This window comes from Acinetobacter sp. Res13-Abat-PEC15-P4-01, from assembly GCF_015676285.1.
Lineage (GTDB): Bacteria > Pseudomonadota > Gammaproteobacteria > Pseudomonadales > Moraxellaceae > Acinetobacter > Acinetobacter nematophilus.
The window spans coordinates 26901-46016 of the sequence record NZ_JADAIN010000008.1 but is presented as its reverse complement, the minus strand read 5'-3'; the positions used below and the strand labels follow the sequence as shown (position 1 = coordinate 46016).

Below are 19116 nucleotides of genomic sequence, written 5' to 3'. Positions count from 1 at the left end.
ACCCACCACACTTTAAACAATTTTGACCATTAGTTTAAGCGTTTTTTTAGCTGTTCGTCCAACCTTGATGACGCAATAATGCATCTATTTTCGGCTCACGACCACGGAAATTGATAAATGCGTCAAGTGCTGTATCTTTTCCGCCAACTGCAAGGATTGCCTTACGGAATTCCTGTCCAGTCTGGGTATTAAAGACGCCTTCATTTTCGAAACGGTCAAATGCATCACTGGCTAAAACCTCAGCCCACTTGTAGGAATAATAGCCTGCAGCATATCCACCTGCAAAAATATGACTGAATCCATTTTGGAAGCGGTTATAAGGGGCAGTTGCTAAAACTGCATATTTATGGCGAATATCATCTAAAGTGGCTTGAATCTGTTCTGCATTGAGCGCAGGCGTCATTTTGTGAATGGTTAAATCAAATAAGGCGAATTCGATTTGACGTAGAGTTTGCATACCGGACTGGAAGAAACGTGCATCTAACAGTGCTTTAAGCAGATGGTCTGGAAGTGTTTCTTTAGATTCGATATGTTCACTGATTAAAGCTAGACTCTCGCGATCCCAAGTCCAAAACTCCATAAATTGGCTTGGCAATTCAACAGCATCCCAAGCGACACCGTGCGTTCCTGCAACTGCAATATTATCCACTTCGGTAAGCATATGATGTAAACCATGACCAAACTCATGGAATAAGGTATTGACTTCATCATGTGTTAATAATGCCGGTTGATTGCCTACTGGTGGGGTAAAATTTCCCACCATGTAGCAAATCGGTTTTTGTAGCCCGGTTTGCGTTTGCATGCGGGAACGGAAGCCACTCATCCATGCACCACCACGTTTACCATTGCGTGCATAAAGATCAAAATAGAATCCACCAATCACAGTTCCTTGATCTTCTAGTTCATAATAGTGTGCATCTTTATGCCAAAGTGGTGCTTCACGTTCAATCACTTGGATTCCATACAAGCGGTTTACTACACTGAATAAGCCTTGAATCACTTTAGGCGCAGGGAAGTAGGGTTTTAAATCTTCTTGAGAAAGATTGAACTGCTGAACTTTAAGCTTTTCAGAATAATAGGTACTGTCCCAGGCTTTCAGTTCGTCGATACCCTCTTGTTGAGCAATGGATTTGAGTTCATCTACTTCTTTTAAAGCTGGAGTACGTGCATGTTCCGCCAGATCAACCAGAAATTGCTCTACAGTGGCAACATCGGGTGCCATTTTTGATGCAAGTGAATATTCAGCATAATTATCAAAACCTAGAAGCTTTGCCATCTCCTGACGTAAGCTTAGGATTTCAACCATGACAGGCGCATTGTCAAACTGGGTGTCGGCTGCTTGATCCGATGCACGTGTTACATAGGCATGGTAAAGCTCTTCACGTAAGGTCCGATCGTCCGCATAGGTCATGATCGCCAGATAAGATGGAATATCTAAAGTTGCAACAGGTTGGTCTAATTCGCGTTGTTGTCCATATTGTTTGAGCAATTCAATGCTACTTTGCGGTAAACCTTTTAACTGATCCTTCGTTAAAACTTTGCTATAAGCTTGGGTTGAGTCTAAAACATGGTTCGAAAAGTCAGAGGAGAGCTGTGATAAGCGTGCTGAAATCTCGGCATAGCGCTTTTTCGCTTCACCCTCCAGTGCAACACCTGAGAGTTTAAAATCTCGAAGTGCGAGCTTAATGGCGCTTTGTTGAGCTGCTGATAAGTCAGCAAAAATAGAGTTGTCATGTATATTTTGATAGGTCTGGAACAAAGCAACATGTTGACCAAGCCGGGTGTAGTATTCACTGAGACTTGGTAATAATGCTTGATACACTTCACGTGTTTCAGCGTTATTCATCACTGCGTTAAGGTGAGACAAAATTCCCCAAGATTCACTCATATTGTTTTCAAGTGTATCTACCGTTTCAATCACAGCAAGTTGTTGTTGAACTGTTTCAGGAACTTGGGTCAATTCATTTAAAAAGTTTTGACCATTTTGAATGGCTTGCTCAATATTTTGTTTGAGTTGATCTAAGGTGATTTGATCAAATTGAGGGACGGGCAAAGTTGCCTTTTCTAGAGTCATGTGCTTCATGCCAAATCAATTCTAAAGTTATAGATAGATGTAGGGCTTTTAAGCGGCGAAATCAAGGCATGACAATAAAATTAACACAGTGCTTAGTCTAACTGTTTGGTTTTGATGTTGTATTCAAAAGGTACAGAAAATGGTCCAGCATCGAAACTAATGCCTAAGATATCTTTGTTCAGATAAAAACCATCTGCTTTTTTTAGATCAATGATCTTTCGATCTTCTGCATAGTCTCGATATAGATATTGCAGATCTGCGCTGTCACAATTCTCAGCGATTGCTGATTTTTGTTGCTCAATACACGGATCAAGCTGCTTGGCAATTTCGCTTGAAATCTGGCTTGCTGACAGCTGATATTTTTTGAGTATTTGTGGCAAGGTCACGAATTGTTTGTTTTTTAAATCGATCACATAGTATTTTTCACGATAATAACTTCGACCGCCTTCAACTTCCAAATGGATATGCACGCTTAAATAATCTTGATCCTGATAAAGGGGTTCTGAACTAAAATCGATTCGAGACGTTTCATCTGCTAAAAGTTCTTGCTGGATCTGTTGATTGATTTTTTCAAAGCCTTTGCCTTGGATAAAAGGAATGGTTCCTGAAAAGTTTGTGTATTTTGAAGGAATAGTTTGAGTTTTAAAGGTGATGGTTTCAGCAGAAGCTACACTGCTGAGTAAAAGTGTTGCAAGTGACAGGGTGGTTTTAATTTTCATAGTATTATTGCTAGAGTTATTTGAGTTGCTATGGATAGATTATAAAATAACGGAAATCCATAATGGTACAAGAAAAGTATTTATTAAAAGTAGTAAGTTTTGATCCGGACCCAGAGCCAGAAGAGCAACATATTTATTTGATAGAGGTTTATGAATTTGAATTAACAGGAAATCAAATTTTTTTTAAAAATTGCATAAATTCTAATATTTTAGATGAAATGGATGAGCTGCATTTACTGAAAAGACGTAGAAAAATTGACAATCTCTACTTTGTTTTGATGTATGAATTGAGTGTAGGTGATAAAGAATTTTCTAACGATTTACATTTTTCTTATGAGTTTAATTATACGAATTCTGATCTGATCGTTTATGACTTTGCTCATGGTGGGGATGAAGAATTCGAGGAGCCATCATTAAATGAAAAAACTGCATTTTTCTTAAAACAAAATCAATTTTTAAAAAAATACTCTGAAAATAAAATATTTATAAAACAATGGTTTGAGTTGAATGGGTTTGAAAAAGAATGTTGGTTAAAAGTTGCTTATAAGGTTACTTGCAATCAATATATAAATGAAAACATCTCAAAAGTTAGCCATATTATTTTAGATGGAAACTACATATATTCGGAAAGTGATCTTTATTGTTATATTGGGGAACAAGTTTGTGGCATTTTGGGTTATATGGGATATAGCACATCAGCTTTAAGTAATTGTTTAACAGGAGAAAATTTAATACCTATTTGTAGACCATTAAATATTACTTGGAAGAATTTTAAAAGTTCCGAGCTAAATTTTAATTGCATTGATGATTTAAATTATTTGGTTAAGCTACTCAAAGAGGATGCCATTTTAAAAATTCAAATTTAAAACTCTAATTATAAAAAAAGAGAGCCGAAGCTCTCTGATTTTACAGTAAGTCAAAATTATTCATCTTTTGCTTTCGCATTCGACTTTTTCTTTTTTACTTTTTTCTTCACTTTATCTTTAGCCTTTGGCTCAGACTTTGTTGAAGCACTTTTTCCAGATTTTTTACTGTAAGAGCTGGGTTTTCCTTTGGCTTTTTTCTTGCGAATGGGACGTTCTCCATCTTCACTGACATTTGCACGATCAGATTCAGATTTAACCTTGTTTGGACGCTCAGTGAAAACTTCTTCTTTTGCGGTTGGTTTGGCAACACGTGGGGCACGACTGCGAATCGCGCGACCTGCATGAGACAGTTGTTGCAGCAACTCAAAATCAATCTTACGCTCATCCAGATTGACGCCAGCAACCTTAATCTTCACTTCATCGCCTAGACCAAAAACCTGTCCACGATTTTGTCCAATTAAAGTTTGGCTCATTTGATCATAAACAAAATAGTCATCGCCCAACTGACTCACATGCACCATACCATCGACATACAAGTCTTTTAAGGTGATGAATAATCCAAACTCAGCCGTTGCACTGATTGTACCGACAAATTCTTCGCCCAAATGTTGCTGCATATAGTGACATTTCAACCATGAAGTAACAGAACGAGATGCTTCATCTGCACGACGTTCAGTTGCCGAGAAATGTTCACCCGCATCATCTAATGCCGCACCAGAAAGTGGATACTTTTTGTTGGTTAAACTGGCTTTGATTGCACGATGTAAGAGCAGGTCAGGATAGCGACGAATTGGAGATGTGAAATGCGTATAAGCTTCATAAGCCAAGCCATAGTGACCAACATTTTTTGGTCCATAAAAAGCTTGCATCATTGAGCGTAACAACACCGCATGAATGCTTGGCGCATCAATACGATCTTTGGTGGCTTCAATCACGGCTTGATAGTCTGCTTGTGTCGGCTGATCAGGGAATTTAAGACCCAGTAATTTGACAAAGTCTTTGACCTTCTGGATTCGAGAAAATTCTGGTGCCTCATGTACGCGATATAACATCGGTACATCATTTTTTAAACAATATTCCGCTGCGGCAACATTGGCGAGCAACATACATTCTTCAATCAGTTTGTGTGCAACATTTCGAGTACGTGGAAGAATTTCTTTAATTCCACCTAATTCATCAAAGGTCATATAGGTTTCAACGGTTTCAAATTCCATCGCATGTCGTTGTGCACGTAAGCCTTTTAATGTCTCATACAATTGATAAAGCGTGTTAATTGATTTACGTACATCTCGATCTTCAGGAATTGCGTTGCTGTCGCCGTCTAGGTACTGTGCAACTTGAGTATATGTCAATCGTGCTTTTGAATGCATGACGGATGGATAGAATTCAAATTTAGTCACACGACCGGCACGGCTCAAGTTTAAATCACAGACCATACATAAACGATCAACATGTGGATTTAACGAACATAGCCCATTTGACAAAGCTTCAGGCAACATGGGCAATACATAGTGAGGGAAATATACCGATGTACCGCGTTCTTGAGCTTCATCATCCAAAGGTTGACCGATTCGTACATAATGACTGACATCTGCAATTGCCACGACAACACGATAACCACCGCCTGCACGTTTTTCTGCATAAACAGCATCATCAAAATCGCGGGCATCTTCACCATCAATGGTAACCAAGGGTAGATCACGTAAATCTATGCGCCCTTGACGATCTTTTGCAGTCGGCTCTTTATAGGCTTCCGCTTCTTTGATGACTTCTTCCGGGAATTCATAAGGTAAACCATATTCTAAAATGGTTTGGGGGATGATAATTTCGGTATCTGCCTTATCCGCCATGGATTGAATCACATGACCAGTTGCAAATTCATCACGGGTAGGGTAGTCATCGATTTCAACACGTAAAGCATCACCCACTTTGGCTTTTGCATGTTCGATGAGTTCTTTTTCCAATGTTATGGGTTGATGTGCATTAGGATTTGCAGGTTGTATAAAGTACTCACCTTCAAATTCTGCAACTTTACCTATAAGCTGCTTCACTCTGCGCTGAGTAACTTCTGTAATATATCCCCACGCTTTCCCTTTTCGGTCTACGGAGGTTTGCTGAACTTTTACTCGGTCGCCATGAAAGACTTGGCGTAATTCACGCTCCGGTAGTAAGTATTCATCTTTTTTACCATCCAGACTGGCAACCCCTAAGCCTTTTGCATTGACATAAACTGTGGCATCAAGGGTCGGTTGATCTGCCATCAACTGATACTTAAAACCGTCTTTCATCAACTGACCATCACGCACCATCGCACTTAAACGATGGCTTAAAGCATCTATACTTTTTTGATCAACAATTTCAAATAGTTCTACAAGATCTGCATGTGACAGTGCTGCTTGCTTTTGCTCAATAATGTCTAAGATCAGTGTACGACTTGGAATGGGATTGTCGTAACGCTCAGCTTCAGCTTTGGCTTCAGGATCGACCCAATTTTTCATGATGTATTTGGTTTCTAGTCAGAAGATAGGATTAGCATAAGACATACTGTGGAATACTGCACGTAATTGATTGCAATATTGTGTTTTTAATTTGGTTTTTTAGAAATTGCGGGTGTTTTTTTAGGATGATGATATTTTTGCAGCATAAAAAAACAACAAAATGATGAAAATCGCTTAAAAAATATTTAATTGAGCAAATTTCTCTATTTTTTTTAATCTCATCACTTGCCGAATCGGGTTTAACTTTGTATTATGGCGGCTCGTTACGGTGAGATGGGTGAGTGGCTGAAACCACATCCCTGCTAAGGATGCATACGGGCAACTGTATCGAGGGTTCGAATCCCTCTCTCACCGCCACGATTTACTTATGACGCGCTCATAGCTCAGCTGGATAGAGCACTTGGCTACGAACTAAGGGGTCGGGAGTTCGAATCTCTCTGAGCGCACCAATAAGTTAATCAACATGTAACGAACGCCTTTCGGCAACACAAGTATTGCGCTCATAGCTCAGCTGGATAGAGCACTTGGCTACGAACTAAGGGGTCGGGAGTTCGAATCTCTCTGAGCGCACCAACTTGAACATCCTTGGATGGTAAATTAACCGCTTGATTGCGGTTTTTTTGTGCCCGTAATTTACGAAAGTGATTTTAGTTCTTTAACAGATAGATTCTCTTGACCATTTTCTGAAAAATAAAATAGCTTAATGCGATGAGTCCAATCGCAATGCCTGTTATCTCTAAATAGGAAAAGGTTTTAATTTCAAAAACCAAAAAAATACTGATTAAACACAGGCTAAGCCACAATAAAAAGAAAAATAGGATTTCATTAAAGCAGAATATTTGAAACAGCCATTTGCGTAGTTGCCTATTTTTGATTCGAGTCAGAAACAAAAATCGATGTTTAAAGTTCAATGGGATGTTTGATGAGGTTTCTTGTTTGGACAAGAGGATTTGATAAAAATGTGCTTCACCAAAAGATCTGTTAAATTTATTTTCAACAGAATCATTTAACGTTTCGTTTCTCTTTAACCATGCATCTACTTCAGTACAAGGCAGTAAAGACTCACCCAAACCGTCTATATCTAAATATCGATTTTGTGGTGTTTTAAGTTCAAAAGATTTTGGAAGCCAATATTTGGATGGTGATGGGCATGACGGATCACGATATTTTTCTTCAATGAAATTGATCATAGCCAGCATCTCGTTTTTTGCCTCTATGCTCAATGGATCAATCATCATTCCCATGATATCAGTCATGTTAAGCTCAACTGAAAAGGTTGGAGTACGCTGTAAATATTGTAAAAATGATTGGGCTAAAATTTCTACTTTTTCATCATTGTAGAGTGCTGACCATATATTGAGTCTAGATTTAAATGTTTCACAACTTTTTAAGATTGTCGCACGAAAGACGTAATAGCTTAAGCCTTCTTCATTTTGAAGAGCGTGAATGTCTTCAGCTTTAAATAAGACCAACCAAAAAATCGGTATAGCGTATTTGACTTGGATGTATATTTCATCACTGGATACAGACTCTTGTGTCTGATCTAAATTTGATGAAATTCGTAAGTTTGAGTAGTGTCCCATTTTTTAACATTTTTATTTGAGTTTCACTTGAAGATTATACTCAGAAAATCGTATCTTGATCTAAAGCAATTTATGAATTTATGCACGTCTATTCTTGTCGCGAAGCCAGCGCTATTCGCCCAATTCTCTGATTAAAAACTTTAAAATAATAGTTTGAATATTGGCTTTGAAGGGATCCCATGACTGCATATACCGACGGATATTATATCTATGAGCATGTGGATTTCATTTGCCATTTTAACTTGCAGCAATGTGATGGCTGTAATCGAACCTTGACAGGCTTTGTCTATGAACTCCAAATTCAAAGTCTGGACAATGAGTCTGTGATTTTTTGTACCGAATGCATGGAGCAATTGGAATTGGTAAATGTGGATTAATGACGACCAATCATAAGCTTTATTGTTTTAATTTTCTCGAATATTCTCAATGAAAAATCAATGATCGACCATTATTTTTATCGAAAAGCTTATCTGATAATCATATTTATTTAGAAAAAAATATCCCTGTAAGATGGTCCAAAATCATTTTTTCTGCTTTAGCACATTGCAATAAAATAATTATTCTGGACGATCTCTTTGAATTGGCAATATATCTACAGTGTGATGCCCCAATTTGTTTCGGCAACATTGACCACACTTAAAATCTCAATCCTCAGCATTATTCTCGCCATATTGGTGGGATTAATATGCAGTATTCTGATGACTTATCAGGTACGTGTTTTCGACAAAATAGCCAAAATCTACATCGAACTATCCCGAAATACACCCTTGTTAATTCAGCTTTTTTTCCTTTACTACGGTTTGCCAAAATTAGGTATAAAAATCGATGGATTTACCTGTGGTGTCATCGGTTTGACCTTCTTGGGTGGAAGCTATATGGCGGAAGCGTTTAGGGCTGGATTGCAATCAGTTGCCCAAGGGCAAATTGATTCAGGCGAAAGTATTGGTCTGAATCGGGTACAAGTTTTTCAATATGTCATTTTCCCTCAAGCTCTATCCGTTTCGATTCCTGCGATTGGTGCCAACTGTTTATTCTTGATCAAAGAAAGTTCGGTCGTCAGTGCAATCGCTGTAGTTGAACTGCTGTTTGTCACCAAAGACTTGATTGGTATGGACTATAAAACCACAGAAGCTTTATTTCTGCTGATCATGTCCTATCTGATCATTTTATTGCCTGTTTCGATACTCACCAGTTATCTGGAATATCGTAGTCGGAGGGCGAGCCATGGAATTTGATTATCTGTTCCAACCGAGTCACCTTGCCCGATTGCTGGAAGGGTTATGGGTTACTGCCAAAATCGCCTTTATTTCAGTATTTTTCTCAGCAATTTTTGGCACCGTTTTTGGGGTGATCATGACCTCAAAAAATATTCTGATCAAAGCAATTTGCCGCCTGTATTTAGAAGCGATACGTATTATTCCGATTCTGGTTTTACTATTTGTTTTCTACTTTGGGTTTGCCACATGGTTTAACTGGCAATGGTCAGCGGTGTTGGTATGTATTGTTGTTTTTGTTTTATGGGGAACTGCGGAAATGGGTGATTTGGTCCGAGCAGCAATCACCTCTATTGATCAACACCAAACAGATTCTGCCTATGCGCTCGGTTTGAGTCCACTTCAAACTTTGGGCTATGTGATTTTTCCCCAAAGTTTAAAAAGAGTGACGCCAGGTGCAATCAATTTATTCACCCGTATGATCAAAACCAGTGCTTTGGCAATGCTGATCGGTGTAGTTGAAGTGATCAAGGTGGGGCAACAGATTATTGAAAACTCGCTGTTGGTTGTCCCCAATGCGTCACTGTGGATCTATGGCTTGATTTTCTTTTTATATTTCCTGATCTGCTATCCCTTATCCCGTTTGGCAACACATTTAGAAAAAATTTGGGAGTCACGATGACTTTGTTATCTATACAACAATTACAGAAATCATTTGCAGAAACTCATATTTTACATGGCATAGATTTGGACGTAAAACAGGGTGAAGTCGTAGTGATTCTGGGTCCTTCAGGTTGTGGGAAAAGCACACTGTTGCGCTGTATTAATGGCTTGGAAAAAATCCAAGGTGGTCAGATCTATTTAGAGGGTTCGGGAGTATTGGGACAGGACTTAGCTTGGGTCGATGTGCGCCAAAAAATTGGCATGGTCTTTCAAAGCTATGAGCTTTTTGGACATATGAATGTGATTGATAACATTCTTCTAGGTCCATTGAAAGTTCAGAAGCGCAAACGTATGGAAGCAGAAAAGGTTGCGGATGAATTATTAAAACGGGTGGGTTTATATGACCGTAAGCAGGATTATCCACGACAACTTTCGGGTGGTCAAAAACAGCGTATTGCGATTGTGCGTTCTTTGGTTATGCAACCCCAAGTGATTTTACTGGATGAAATTACCGCAGCTTTAGATCCTGAAATGGTGCGAGAAGTTTTAGATGTAGTGCTGAAACTCGCGCATGAGGGAATGACCATGTTGATCGTGACACATGAAATGTCTTTTGCCCAAAAAGTGGCAGATCGCATTATTTTCATGGACAAAGGCAAAATTATTGAACAAGCCACACCCGAACAGTTTTTTCAGCATCCGCAGACCGAACGTGCCAAAGCATTTTTAAATATGTTGAATTATTAGCAAATCGATTAGAAATAATGACGAGGAAATATGGTTTTTTCTTATGAAACGCAGTTACTCAATTTTTTGAAATTTTCCAATATGGTTCGAGGCTTGAGCATCGCATTATGTGCGGGTGTATTGACTGCTTGTCATCCGTCAACTGAACCAAAGCAATCGACGACACAGGATCAGCAAAAGGATCAATCTTTAGAAAAGATTAAAGAAAATGGGGTGTTTCGAGTTGCCGTTTTTGCAGATAATCCACCTTTTGGATATGTCGACAGCGCAGGAAAACCTCAAGGTTTTGATGTGGCTTTGGCAAAAAAAGTGACGCAGGATTTACTGGGTGATTCTACAAAAATTGAATTTGTCGTGACCGAAGCAGCCAACCGTGTGGAGTTTTTAAAATCGGGTAAGGCGGATGCTGTATTTGCCAGTTTTTCAGTTACACCTGAACGTCAACAGGTGGTCGATTTTGCACAGCCTTATTTAAAAGCAGCATTGGGTATTGTTTCCCCTAAAACCAAGGTGATTACTGATATCCAACAGCTTGAGGGAAAGACACTCATCGTCAATAAAGGTTCAACTTCTGATCTTTATTTCACCAAGAATTATCCAAAAATTAAATTATTGAAGTTTGAGCAAAATACCGATGCCTTTAATGCCCTTAAAGATGGTCGGGGCGATGCAATTTCCCAAGACAGTACCTATGCCTTGGCATGGGCAGCAGAAAATCCAACATTTACTGCGGGGATTCAACAAATCGGAAATCAAGACTTTATTGCACCGGCAGTCAAAAAAGGCAATAGACAGCTTTTGACTTGGTTGAATCATGAAATTTTAAATCTTCAGAAAACTGGTGAAATTCAGAAAATTTACGATCAAACCCTAAAACCTGTTTATGGGGCAACAGTAGATGCCAACGTCTTTTTGGACGTCACGACCAAATAAAAATTGAATGACCATCAAAACAACGTATCACTTAAATATCAAAATAGAACAGAGGATAATGAAATGAATGCATCTCTTAAACAGCTCACTCACTTACTGGCTGCATCAGTGTTAAGTTTGGGCTTGGTGGCGTGTAATAAAAATACCGCAAGCACTGAAAAATCGAGCGAACCTGAGCAAACAGCAACCAACAGTATTGAACAGATCAAGAAAAATGGTGTAGTTCGTATTGGAGTATTCAGTGACAAACCACCCTTTGGCTATCTCGATGCACAAGGTAAAAATCAAGGCTTTGATGTGGAAATTGCCAAGCATGTTGCCAAAGACTTGCTGGGGGACGAAAATAAAGTTCAGTTTGTTCTCACTGAGGCGGCAAATCGCGTCGAATATTTGAAAGCCAATAAAGTAGATATTATTTTTGCCAATTTCACGGTGACACCTGAACGTCAGGAAGTGGTCGATTTTGCCAAACCTTATTTAAAGGTTTCTTTGGGTGTGGTCTCGCCCAAAAACAAGCCGATTACTGATCTGGCTCAATTAAAGGGGCAAACTTTATTGGTGAATAAAGGTACGACAGCAGATTCATTTTTTTCTAAATCCCATCCTGAAATTAAATTACAAAAGTATGAGCAAAATACAGAAACCTTTGATGCTTTAAAAGATGGTCGTGGTGTTGCACTTGCGCATGATAATTTGTTGGTTTTGGCTTGGGCAAAAGAGAATCCCAATTATACGGTGGGAATCACGACGCTAGGACAACATGACTTGATTGCACCTGCGGTGAAAAAGGGTGACAAAGCGCTTTTAGATTGGTTAAACCAAGACCTCGAAAAATTATCCAAAGCCGGGGTAATCCAACAAGCCTATGAGAAAACACTCAAACCTGTCTATGGCGATAGCATCAATCCAAAAGACTTACTGGTGGAATAATACAGAGCTGAAGATTTTGCAGAAAAAGCTTAAGTTTATGAGTACAGGGAAAATGTTTTGCAATGAAGAGATCTTTCCGAGCATGGTGTCTTGTACAAGGATCTGCTTTTTGTTGGCAAGAGTTGTAGCAGGAGCGTTGGCAGATTGGTTCGGGTGGCGTGGAGTATATATATTTTCGCTGCTCTGTATAAGCTTGAGCTGTACATGTGATTAATCAAAGTTTGCTCTTTCAGGCAGATTTCCAGTTACATGGTTGCCTGGTGGGGCATATCTGTCGTTTTATGCATTCGGTAGCGCTATCGGTTCAATTTGAGCAACCACTTTATGCAATGCTTGGAGGGGAGGAGCTGTGTGTATGGCTGGGATCATATTGAGTTTGCTTGGATATTTATTTTGGTATTTTACCCAAAGCTTTATAACTGAATTTCAAAGCAGCACGCTTTAGTCGATTGCTTTTTAACTGCTTACAATAGAATAGCCCAAATACTAGACACTTAGACAATAACAGGATAAATAGGACTTAACAAAAAACTGAAAAGGCGTATAATGCGTCCCATCAAGACGTCGCGCTCATAGCTCAGCTGGATAGAGCACTTGGCTACGAACTAAGGGGTCGGGAGTTCGAATCTCTCTGAGCGCACCACTTGATAAAAATATTGAAAGAAACCGCTTAATTGCGGTTTTTTTGTGCCTAAAAAATGTCACAATGATGAAGATAATAAAAATAAGGTCAACGATGATGTATAAAAAAGCTTTGTTTTTAATAATGGTGCTGACTACTCAATTGAGTGGTTGTACGGCGATTTTATGGAACAACAGTGATTCAGGTACTTTAGCCACGGGCAAAGTGGTTTCAACTCATGCTGATAGAGTGACTGTAGATCAAGATCAAATTGTTGGCTTTGCCTATTTAAAAGAAGATTCCACCTCAAAAAACAATGCTGATATAAAAAATCTGGATACGTCTTTAATTGTAATTGGACAAAAATATGCCTATATGATTGATATCGGGAATCAGCAAATTCTAGAGACCATACAATCTGATTTAGACCCAACGTATTGGCGGATTAGACCTGTTCGTTCGAGTGAAAACTATTTTGGATTATCTTTATTGCCTCAAATCGACGACGATAAGCATTTACAACAGCTTAAATTCAGTGCCGATATTGAATTGTATTATGCTAAAGACAAATTAACCCAAAATGAGCAGCAGCAATTATCTCGGTTGAGCTTGAGTCAGTATGAATATGGTCAGGAAAACTCAGCGTTCTATCGCAGAAAAATTGGATTGGTGGGGCATATTGTGGGTCTGAATGCTGAAATGAACAAAATGAAATTTCAGCACTTTAGCCAAAATTATCCGATCGAGATCTATACAAGCGGTAAAACGCATTATTCTCTACATACGAAAACACTTTTACAGAAGGTGGCACTCACTCCTGTGATTTTAGCGGGGGATATTGTGGCAATCCCGCTTTATTTGCTTTTCAATATCGGAACGACAATCAAAAATATTGTCCATTAATAGCATTTTTACAACAGCATCGACTACTTTACTTTTTGAGCAAAAATGGCATTTGCACCAAGAGCAGGTAACATTTCGTGATAGGGCAAGCTACGTGCCGCTTTGAGTAAAAATGGTGCTTTTTCATCGACTTTGATGGTTGTGGTCATTTTCAACAAGGTATCATTGCCTTGTGGTAAAAACTGAATCTGACCCTTGAGATAGCGTAAATCACCGCCATTGGCATAAAAGTTATTTTCAGTGACTTTGGGATAGCTGAAATGCATTTTAAAATCAAATGGAATACTGATTACACCTAGCCCCACACTGACTTTAAATTCTGCATCTTGTCCTGAATCAGTATTGAGGGTGGTCTTAATATTTTTAATTTGTCTTGGAAAGATTTCTTTGTAGGACATTGGTTGTGTCCAATGCTGTAGTTGTTGTGGGGTTGCATTTAAATATTGATAAGTGGCGGTAAAGCGGAGAACTTCACGACCATGTGTATAAGGAACAGTGACAGGATTTAAGACAAGACTCACAGGCTGTTGAGCATTGGCACTGACTTGAACAATTTTATTGATTTGAGCTGTATTCAATTGTGGACTTGGCAGTTGTCCCGCGTTTAATGCAGTTATTTTTTTCGTTGAAAATTTATTTTTCAATGCTTCCAGTACAAAGGCACTTGAGCCATTTGGAACAGCAAGTTTGACTTCAGGAAAAGCATTTAAAATCTTCTTAAACAGAAACCCGTGTGGCTGATTTAAATCTCCCCATTGCGTCAAGGTAATTAAGGTTTTGCTGTCACCTAGACTGAACCATTCAAATTTTCCCAAAGCATAAGGGATAGGTCCATCAATCACTAATGTTGAAATACTGTTGTGTCCAATTTGATGTTGTAGTACCACATCTTCATTAAAATTTAAAACAGGAATCGGGGTAGGAATCGAAATACGGTATTTCAATTGGCTGACCTGTCCTGTTGCTTCCAATACCTTTGCGGATTTTAAAGTGGGAAATAATCCAGCATATTGGCTGTAATTGCTCAATGTTTTGGCGACTTCTTGGCTGCTGACAGGCACCACGATTGCCGCTGAAGAAAAATGAGCAATCGGCTGTGGATTTTGAGTCAAGGTGGGTAAACTCGTTTTAATGGCGGGATGTGGATAAAGCAGAATATTGTCCTGGGCAATTGCGGCAACTTGTTGTGCATTTTGGTCAAAGGGTTTTAATGCACTTGGAATATTTTCATTCCATGTTACTAATTTTGCTGTACTATTTTGGCTTATGCCAAGTAAGATGATCAAACTGATATGCGTATAAAAAGATTTCATCACAATTTCCTTTTGCCTATTTTATTTTTGGTGATCTTCAATGAATTCAGACGATCTTTGTCTTATAGCTATTAAAAAGAGTTTAATTAAAAAAAATAGACCTGTTCTGTAAAACGTGACGAAAATCAGCCTTTCAAACCTTAATCTGGTGTAATATCTGGGCATCCTAAAATATTTGTATTGAAGTCACTATGTCAGACAGTAAGCCTGCATTATCTGCACGTTATTATCTTAATTTAGAAGAATCTCAAGATGGTTTTAAACTGGCAACATTTGGGAAAAAACAGATGAGCCAACTGCTTACACCTTTGGTCAGTATCGGGATCATGGTGTGGGGGATTTATCTTGGGTTGGATGGTGTGGGTAAATACTATGTATGCTTGGGTGCTTTTTTCTTAATTCTGCAAATGTTAATGCGCTACTGGTTTTTACCGATGATGTTTAAACGTCAGTTTATAAAATACCAATTTGGTAAGAGTGAGCAAGGCATTGAATTGTTCCAAGACTATATGGAATTATTCAGTAGTGGACGTCCGAAACAAGTTCATCATTATTCAGATGTGCAGAAATTTGCAGAAGGCAAACTGACCTATATGATCGAATTAAAAAATCGTACTGTGGTGATTGTACCTAAACGTGCTTTTGCAACACCTACAGATCAAACGATTTTTATCAATACATTTAAGAAGTAACTTGAACTGAACAGTTTTTAACGGTGATCAATAAGAAGGGAATAATATGAGTACACGTCCATCTAAAATTGTCTGTGTAGGTCGTAGTTATGCAGCACATGCGGCAGAATTGGGAAATGCAATTCCAGATCGTCCAGTCTTATTCATCAAGCCACCCAGCAGTCTGATTTCATTACAAGAGGGTATTTCTTGGAATGAAGCATGGGGAAATTGTCATCATGAGTGTGAACTGACATTACGTATAGATCAACCCCTCAAAGGTGAGACGAATCTTGAAAAAGTTTTAGATGCAATTGGCGCTGTGACACTGGGTCTGGATTTAACGCTGCGTGATTTGCAGGATGATTTAAAGAAAAAAGGTCAACCTTGGGAGCGGGCTAAAGCATTTGATGGTTCATGCGTATTGGCGGATTGGGTCAGTGTCGATGAGGTTAAAGACTGGTCGGCAGTAAGCTTTGAATTTGCTGTAAACGATCAGGTTCGTCAAAAAGGCGATACCTCGCTGCTGATTTTTGATATTGCTTATTTACTTGCCGATATTAATCAAGTGTTCTCTTTAGAGCCGGGTGATGTCATCATGACTGGAACGCCAGCAGGGGTTGCTGCATTGGCTTCTGGAGATCAACTTTCGATGACGTTACATGGTCAAAGTCAAGATTTTGTTTGGAAAACCTTTGTAAAATAGGTATCCCCATATTCTGGGATCGAATGGTTCGGATTAAAGGTTAATTTAATTCGTTCCTTTTCACTTTTTATAGGTTTGAACAAAAAGTTATGGTCTAATTTTTTGTCTACAACTTAACGCTTGGTGAGCGTAAGTCCATTAAATGGATGCTCATCTCTGTCTAGATTTAAGAACGCAATGAAAATAAGTAAATTTTTTTCAAATTTTTGATTCACACTACAGTTTCAAGATACTGATTTAGCATTATATTTTATTTATATTTAAATACAGACAATAAAACTCTAAACCTGTTAAAAGGGTCACTAGCCGCTCTATCTCGTTTTTTGGGTGGAATTACTACATTCGTAGCCGCCTATATAGCATTTAAATTATTCAATGACTGGAGAAATCAGCAAAGACATCGAAACTCAATTGAATTTTCATATTTTGAGTCTAAACCTTCTTGCTGTATCGAAGCAGATTCACTTGAGGAATTGATTGAATAAGTTTTAAATCTATTCTGCTATTTTCATGGTGATTTTTTTGGATGATTTCTAGGTGACCTACGCGATAGACAGCCGTAATAAAAACGAACATTTATCCTAATGTTGAAGAGTGGCAAGAAAATATGATGAAGTTTCATGCAATGGTTACAAATTTGACAGGGGAAAGAAAAAAGCGCTTAAAATTTTAAGGGACTAAAAGACCTACTTCATTCCTCATGGATGAGATTTCTTGTGACTTCCCTTCAGCTATTCGGGACACATACCAAGCTCCTTAAAACTAGAGAATGTGGATGGGTAATTATGATTTTTTCCTAAACTGATCTGGTGTGAGTACCATCCAACGTTTAAACATATTAATAAATGCAGAGGCATTGGCATAACCTAGATCTAAAGCAATACTTTCTACAGTTTGACCTTCATTCAGCAAAGACATGGCTTTCATGACTTTGAGGCGCTGTCGCCATTCATTTAAAGACATTGCAAGTTCCTTTTGACTGAGCCGAGCCAAAGTACGCTCAGTCATGTTGATTCGTTTGGCTAAGCTTTCCAAGGTGCTTTGATCAGCAGGATGCGCATGCAAGAAATCCAAAATTTGTTTTAATGCAATATGATCTGTATGTGGTAAATAACTCCCAATGAGTTCTGCGTGATGCAGTTGGTCCAATAACACCTGCAACAGTCTTGAATATTCAGGATCAGTCTCTTGAAATACGTGTTGTTTGAGGTGCTCTAAAATTGCAGAAACCAGTGGAGATGTTAAAAGAATGCCTGCTTGCTGTGGGAGGGCATGACAAAGTGACTCATGGATATATAAGGTTGCATGTGAAACTGGGGTCCGGTTTAAACCACTGTGTTGAGTATTTGGGGGTAACCAAACACCATAGGGCGGTGGTGTAATATAATTCATCTGATTGATGTTCACTTCCATCACCCCATTGAATGCATAAATAAACTCTCCCCAAGCATGCCCATGTTGAGGATAAATGGATTGTGCAGGGTCATACCTGAAAGTCAGCCAAAGCGGGGCAACGATTTCATCGTTGGTGGTCAGTTGAGAAAAGTGCATTGCATGGGCTGTTTTTCTTATTGCCATGATAAATTGCCTGAATTAGAAGATGCTTTGTCTACTTTGAATTATATTCTATAAAACCGACAGGAATATAGTGTAACTATTCTCTTGAGTCCGAGTGTAATATCGTGGATACGCGCAAAATGCTGGATCGTAAAGCATCTGCTTTGATGGTTGGATTATGTATGATTTGGGGCTTGCAACAAGTTGTGCTCAAATTAGCAGCGACAGATATTTCACCCATGATGCAAATCGCCATTCGCTCAGGGCTTTCTGCTGTTTTAGTATATCCCTTAATACCGCGACATAAAGGAACAACGCTCTGGTCTAAACAATATTTGTTTCCAGGTATGTGGGTTGCATTTTTATTTTCAGCTGAGTTTTTTCTTGTGGCTGAGGCACTCAGATTTACATCCGTCTCTCATACCGTGGTTTTGCTTTATACCGCACCGATCTTTGTGGCATTGGGGCTGCATTGGAAACTTCCAGCAGAGCGACTCTCCATGCTGCAATGGTTTGGAATTGTTATTGCTTTTTTAGGCATCGTGGTCACCTTTTTAGGTCGGGAAGAAGTGCACAACACAGTTGCGCAAGCGCTCAGTTCTCATACTCTGTTCGGTGATTTTCTTGCTTTACTTGCGGGTTTACTTTGGGCACTGACCACCATATCTTTACGTTTGACGCAGTTATCGGATGCTCATCCAACGCAGACTTTATTCTATCAATTGGTTGGTGGTTGTGTATTGCTATTGCCTTTGGCTTTTCTATTGGGGCAAGCTGAGATTCATTGGACAGGTTTGGCTATTGGAAGTCTGATTTTCCATACCATTGTGGTGTCGTTGATCAGTTTTATGTTGTGGTTTTGGCTACTTCGAAATTATCTGGCTAATCGCTTGGGGGTATTTTCTTTTCTTACCCCGATTTTGGGAATGTTGTTTGGTGTTTTATTTCTCAATGAGCAGATAGAAATGAATTTTATTTTCGGTGCAGCAATGGTCATGTTGGGTGTGATGATTGTCAGTTTACATCATTGGATAGCAAAGAAATTCTATTCTAAGGTAAAGATCAATGAGTGCTCGGAATAACAGTATTTGAATCGCAAAAGACTAAGCATTTTTTA

The 19116-nt window shown here is 38.8% G+C and carries 17 protein-coding genes and 4 tRNA genes; 15 read left to right on the top strand and 6 right to left on the bottom strand.

Going from position 1 to position 19116, the window contains the following annotated elements; all coding sequences use genetic code 11:
* Positions 1–46 precede the first annotated feature (46 nt).
* Both IMO47_RS02195 and IMO47_RS02190 read right to left on the bottom strand, forming a co-directional pair.
* Complete coding sequence (locus IMO47_RS02195; RefSeq protein ID WP_196075050.1) at positions 47–2074, bottom strand: M3 family metallopeptidase; 2028 nt, start codon at positions 2072–2074, stop codon at positions 47–49.
* A 92-nt stretch (positions 2075–2166) separates the two neighbouring features.
* The gene (locus IMO47_RS02190) at positions 2167–2793 is read right to left on the bottom strand and encodes a hypothetical protein (protein ID WP_196075049.1); all 627 of its coding nucleotides are present in this window, start codon (positions 2791–2793) and stop codon (positions 2167–2169) included.
* A 62-nt stretch (positions 2794–2855) separates the two neighbouring features.
* Here IMO47_RS02190 and IMO47_RS02185 point away from each other — a divergent pair, with 62 nt between their 5' ends.
* On the top strand, positions 2856–3659 hold the full coding sequence (locus IMO47_RS02185) for a hypothetical protein (protein WP_227552216.1): 804 nt from the start codon (positions 2856–2858) through the stop codon (positions 3657–3659).
* Between the two features lie 56 nt (positions 3660–3715).
* Here the strand turns inward: IMO47_RS02185 and rnr are convergent, their stop codons facing one another.
* A complete protein-coding gene (rnr, locus tag IMO47_RS02180) occupies positions 3716–6157 on the bottom strand; it encodes a ribonuclease R (RefSeq protein ID WP_196075048.1) in 2442 nt (813 codons plus the stop codon).
* A gap of 267 nt (positions 6158–6424) precedes the next feature.
* Here rnr and IMO47_RS02175 point away from each other — a divergent pair.
* The 3 genes from IMO47_RS02175 (at position 6425) to IMO47_RS02165 (ending at position 6730) form a co-directional block, all read left to right on the top strand.
* Positions 6425–6514 (top strand) — tRNA-Ser (locus tag IMO47_RS02175).
* A 15-nt stretch (positions 6515–6529) separates the two neighbouring features.
* A tRNA-Arg gene (locus tag IMO47_RS02170) sits at positions 6530–6606 on the top strand.
* A 47-nt stretch (positions 6607–6653) separates the two neighbouring features.
* Positions 6654–6730: transfer RNA gene (locus IMO47_RS02165), tRNA-Arg, on the top strand.
* Between the two features lie 74 nt (positions 6731–6804).
* Here the strand turns inward: IMO47_RS02165 and IMO47_RS02160 are convergent.
* Positions 6805–7740, bottom strand: a complete 936-nt coding sequence (locus tag IMO47_RS02160; protein WP_196075047.1) for a hypothetical protein — start codon at positions 7738–7740, stop codon at positions 6805–6807.
* Positions 7741–7919: 179 nt separating this feature from the next.
* Between IMO47_RS02160 and IMO47_RS02155 the strand changes: the two genes are divergently transcribed.
* From IMO47_RS02155 to IMO47_RS02120, 8 genes are all read left to right on the top strand, one after another.
* Entirely contained in the window at positions 7920–8117 is a 198-nt protein-coding gene (locus IMO47_RS02155; RefSeq protein WP_196075046.1) for a hypothetical protein, read from the top strand.
* Between the two features lie 198 nt (positions 8118–8315).
* Positions 8316–8975 (top strand): amino acid ABC transporter permease, encoded by a 660-nt coding sequence (locus tag IMO47_RS02150; protein WP_198426915.1) that lies wholly within the window; start codon positions 8316–8318, stop codon positions 8973–8975.
* Positions 8965–9636 carry an amino acid ABC transporter permease gene (locus IMO47_RS02145; protein ID WP_196075045.1) on the top strand — a complete coding sequence of 224 codons (672 nt, stop codon included), beginning with the start codon at positions 8965–8967 and terminating at the stop codon, positions 9634–9636. Before IMO47_RS02150 ends, IMO47_RS02145 begins: the two co-directional genes overlap by 11 nt.
* Complete coding sequence (locus IMO47_RS02140; protein ID WP_196075044.1) at positions 9633–10364, top strand: amino acid ABC transporter ATP-binding protein; 732 nt, start codon at positions 9633–9635, stop codon at positions 10362–10364. The genes IMO47_RS02145 and IMO47_RS02140 overlap by 4 nt, the downstream gene beginning before the upstream one ends.
* A 30-nt stretch (positions 10365–10394) precedes the next feature.
* On the top strand, positions 10395–11297 hold the full coding sequence (locus tag IMO47_RS02135) for a transporter substrate-binding domain-containing protein (RefSeq protein ID WP_196075043.1): 903 nt from the start codon (positions 10395–10397) through the stop codon (positions 11295–11297).
* Positions 11298–11360: 63 nt separating this feature from the next.
* Positions 11361–12227 carry a cysteine ABC transporter substrate-binding protein gene (locus tag IMO47_RS02130; RefSeq protein ID WP_196075042.1) on the top strand — a complete coding sequence of 289 codons (867 nt, stop codon included), beginning with the start codon at positions 11361–11363 and terminating at the stop codon, positions 12225–12227.
* Between the two features lie 566 nt (positions 12228–12793).
* A tRNA-Arg gene (locus IMO47_RS02125) sits at positions 12794–12870 on the top strand.
* 93 nt (positions 12871–12963) lie between these two features.
* The gene (locus IMO47_RS02120; RefSeq protein ID WP_227552217.1) at positions 12964–13752 is read left to right on the top strand and encodes a hypothetical protein; all 789 of its coding nucleotides are present in this window, start codon (positions 12964–12966) and stop codon (positions 13750–13752) included.
* Between the two features lie 23 nt (positions 13753–13775).
* Here the strand turns inward: IMO47_RS02120 and IMO47_RS02115 are convergent, their stop codons facing one another.
* Positions 13776–15065: an SRPBCC family protein gene (locus IMO47_RS02115; RefSeq protein WP_196075041.1), complete on the bottom strand. Its 1290-nt coding sequence runs from the start codon at positions 15063–15065 to the stop codon at positions 13776–13778.
* A gap of 191 nt (positions 15066–15256) precedes the next feature.
* Here IMO47_RS02115 and IMO47_RS02110 point away from each other — a divergent pair, with 191 nt between their 5' ends.
* Together IMO47_RS02110 and IMO47_RS02105 are read left to right on the top strand one after the other, a co-directional pair.
* Positions 15257–15757 carry a YcxB family protein gene (locus IMO47_RS02110; protein ID WP_196075040.1) on the top strand — a complete coding sequence of 167 codons (501 nt, stop codon included), beginning with the start codon at positions 15257–15259 and terminating at the stop codon, positions 15755–15757.
* A 46-nt stretch (positions 15758–15803) separates the two neighbouring features.
* Positions 15804–16442 carry a fumarylacetoacetate hydrolase family protein gene (locus tag IMO47_RS02105; protein WP_196075039.1) on the top strand — a complete coding sequence of 213 codons (639 nt, stop codon included), beginning with the start codon at positions 15804–15806 and terminating at the stop codon, positions 16440–16442.
* A 783-nt stretch (positions 16443–17225) separates the two neighbouring features.
* Here the strand turns inward: IMO47_RS02105 and IMO47_RS02100 are convergent.
* On the bottom strand, positions 17226–18020 hold the full coding sequence (locus tag IMO47_RS02100) for a helix-turn-helix transcriptional regulator (protein WP_196075038.1): 795 nt from the start codon (positions 18018–18020) through the stop codon (positions 17226–17228).
* A 119-nt stretch (positions 18021–18139) separates the two neighbouring features.
* Here IMO47_RS02100 and IMO47_RS02095 point away from each other — a divergent pair, with 119 nt between their 5' ends.
* Positions 18140–19081, top strand: a complete 942-nt coding sequence (locus tag IMO47_RS02095) for a DMT family transporter (RefSeq protein ID WP_196075037.1) — start codon at positions 18140–18142, stop codon at positions 19079–19081.
* Positions 19082–19116: the final 35 nt, after the last annotated feature.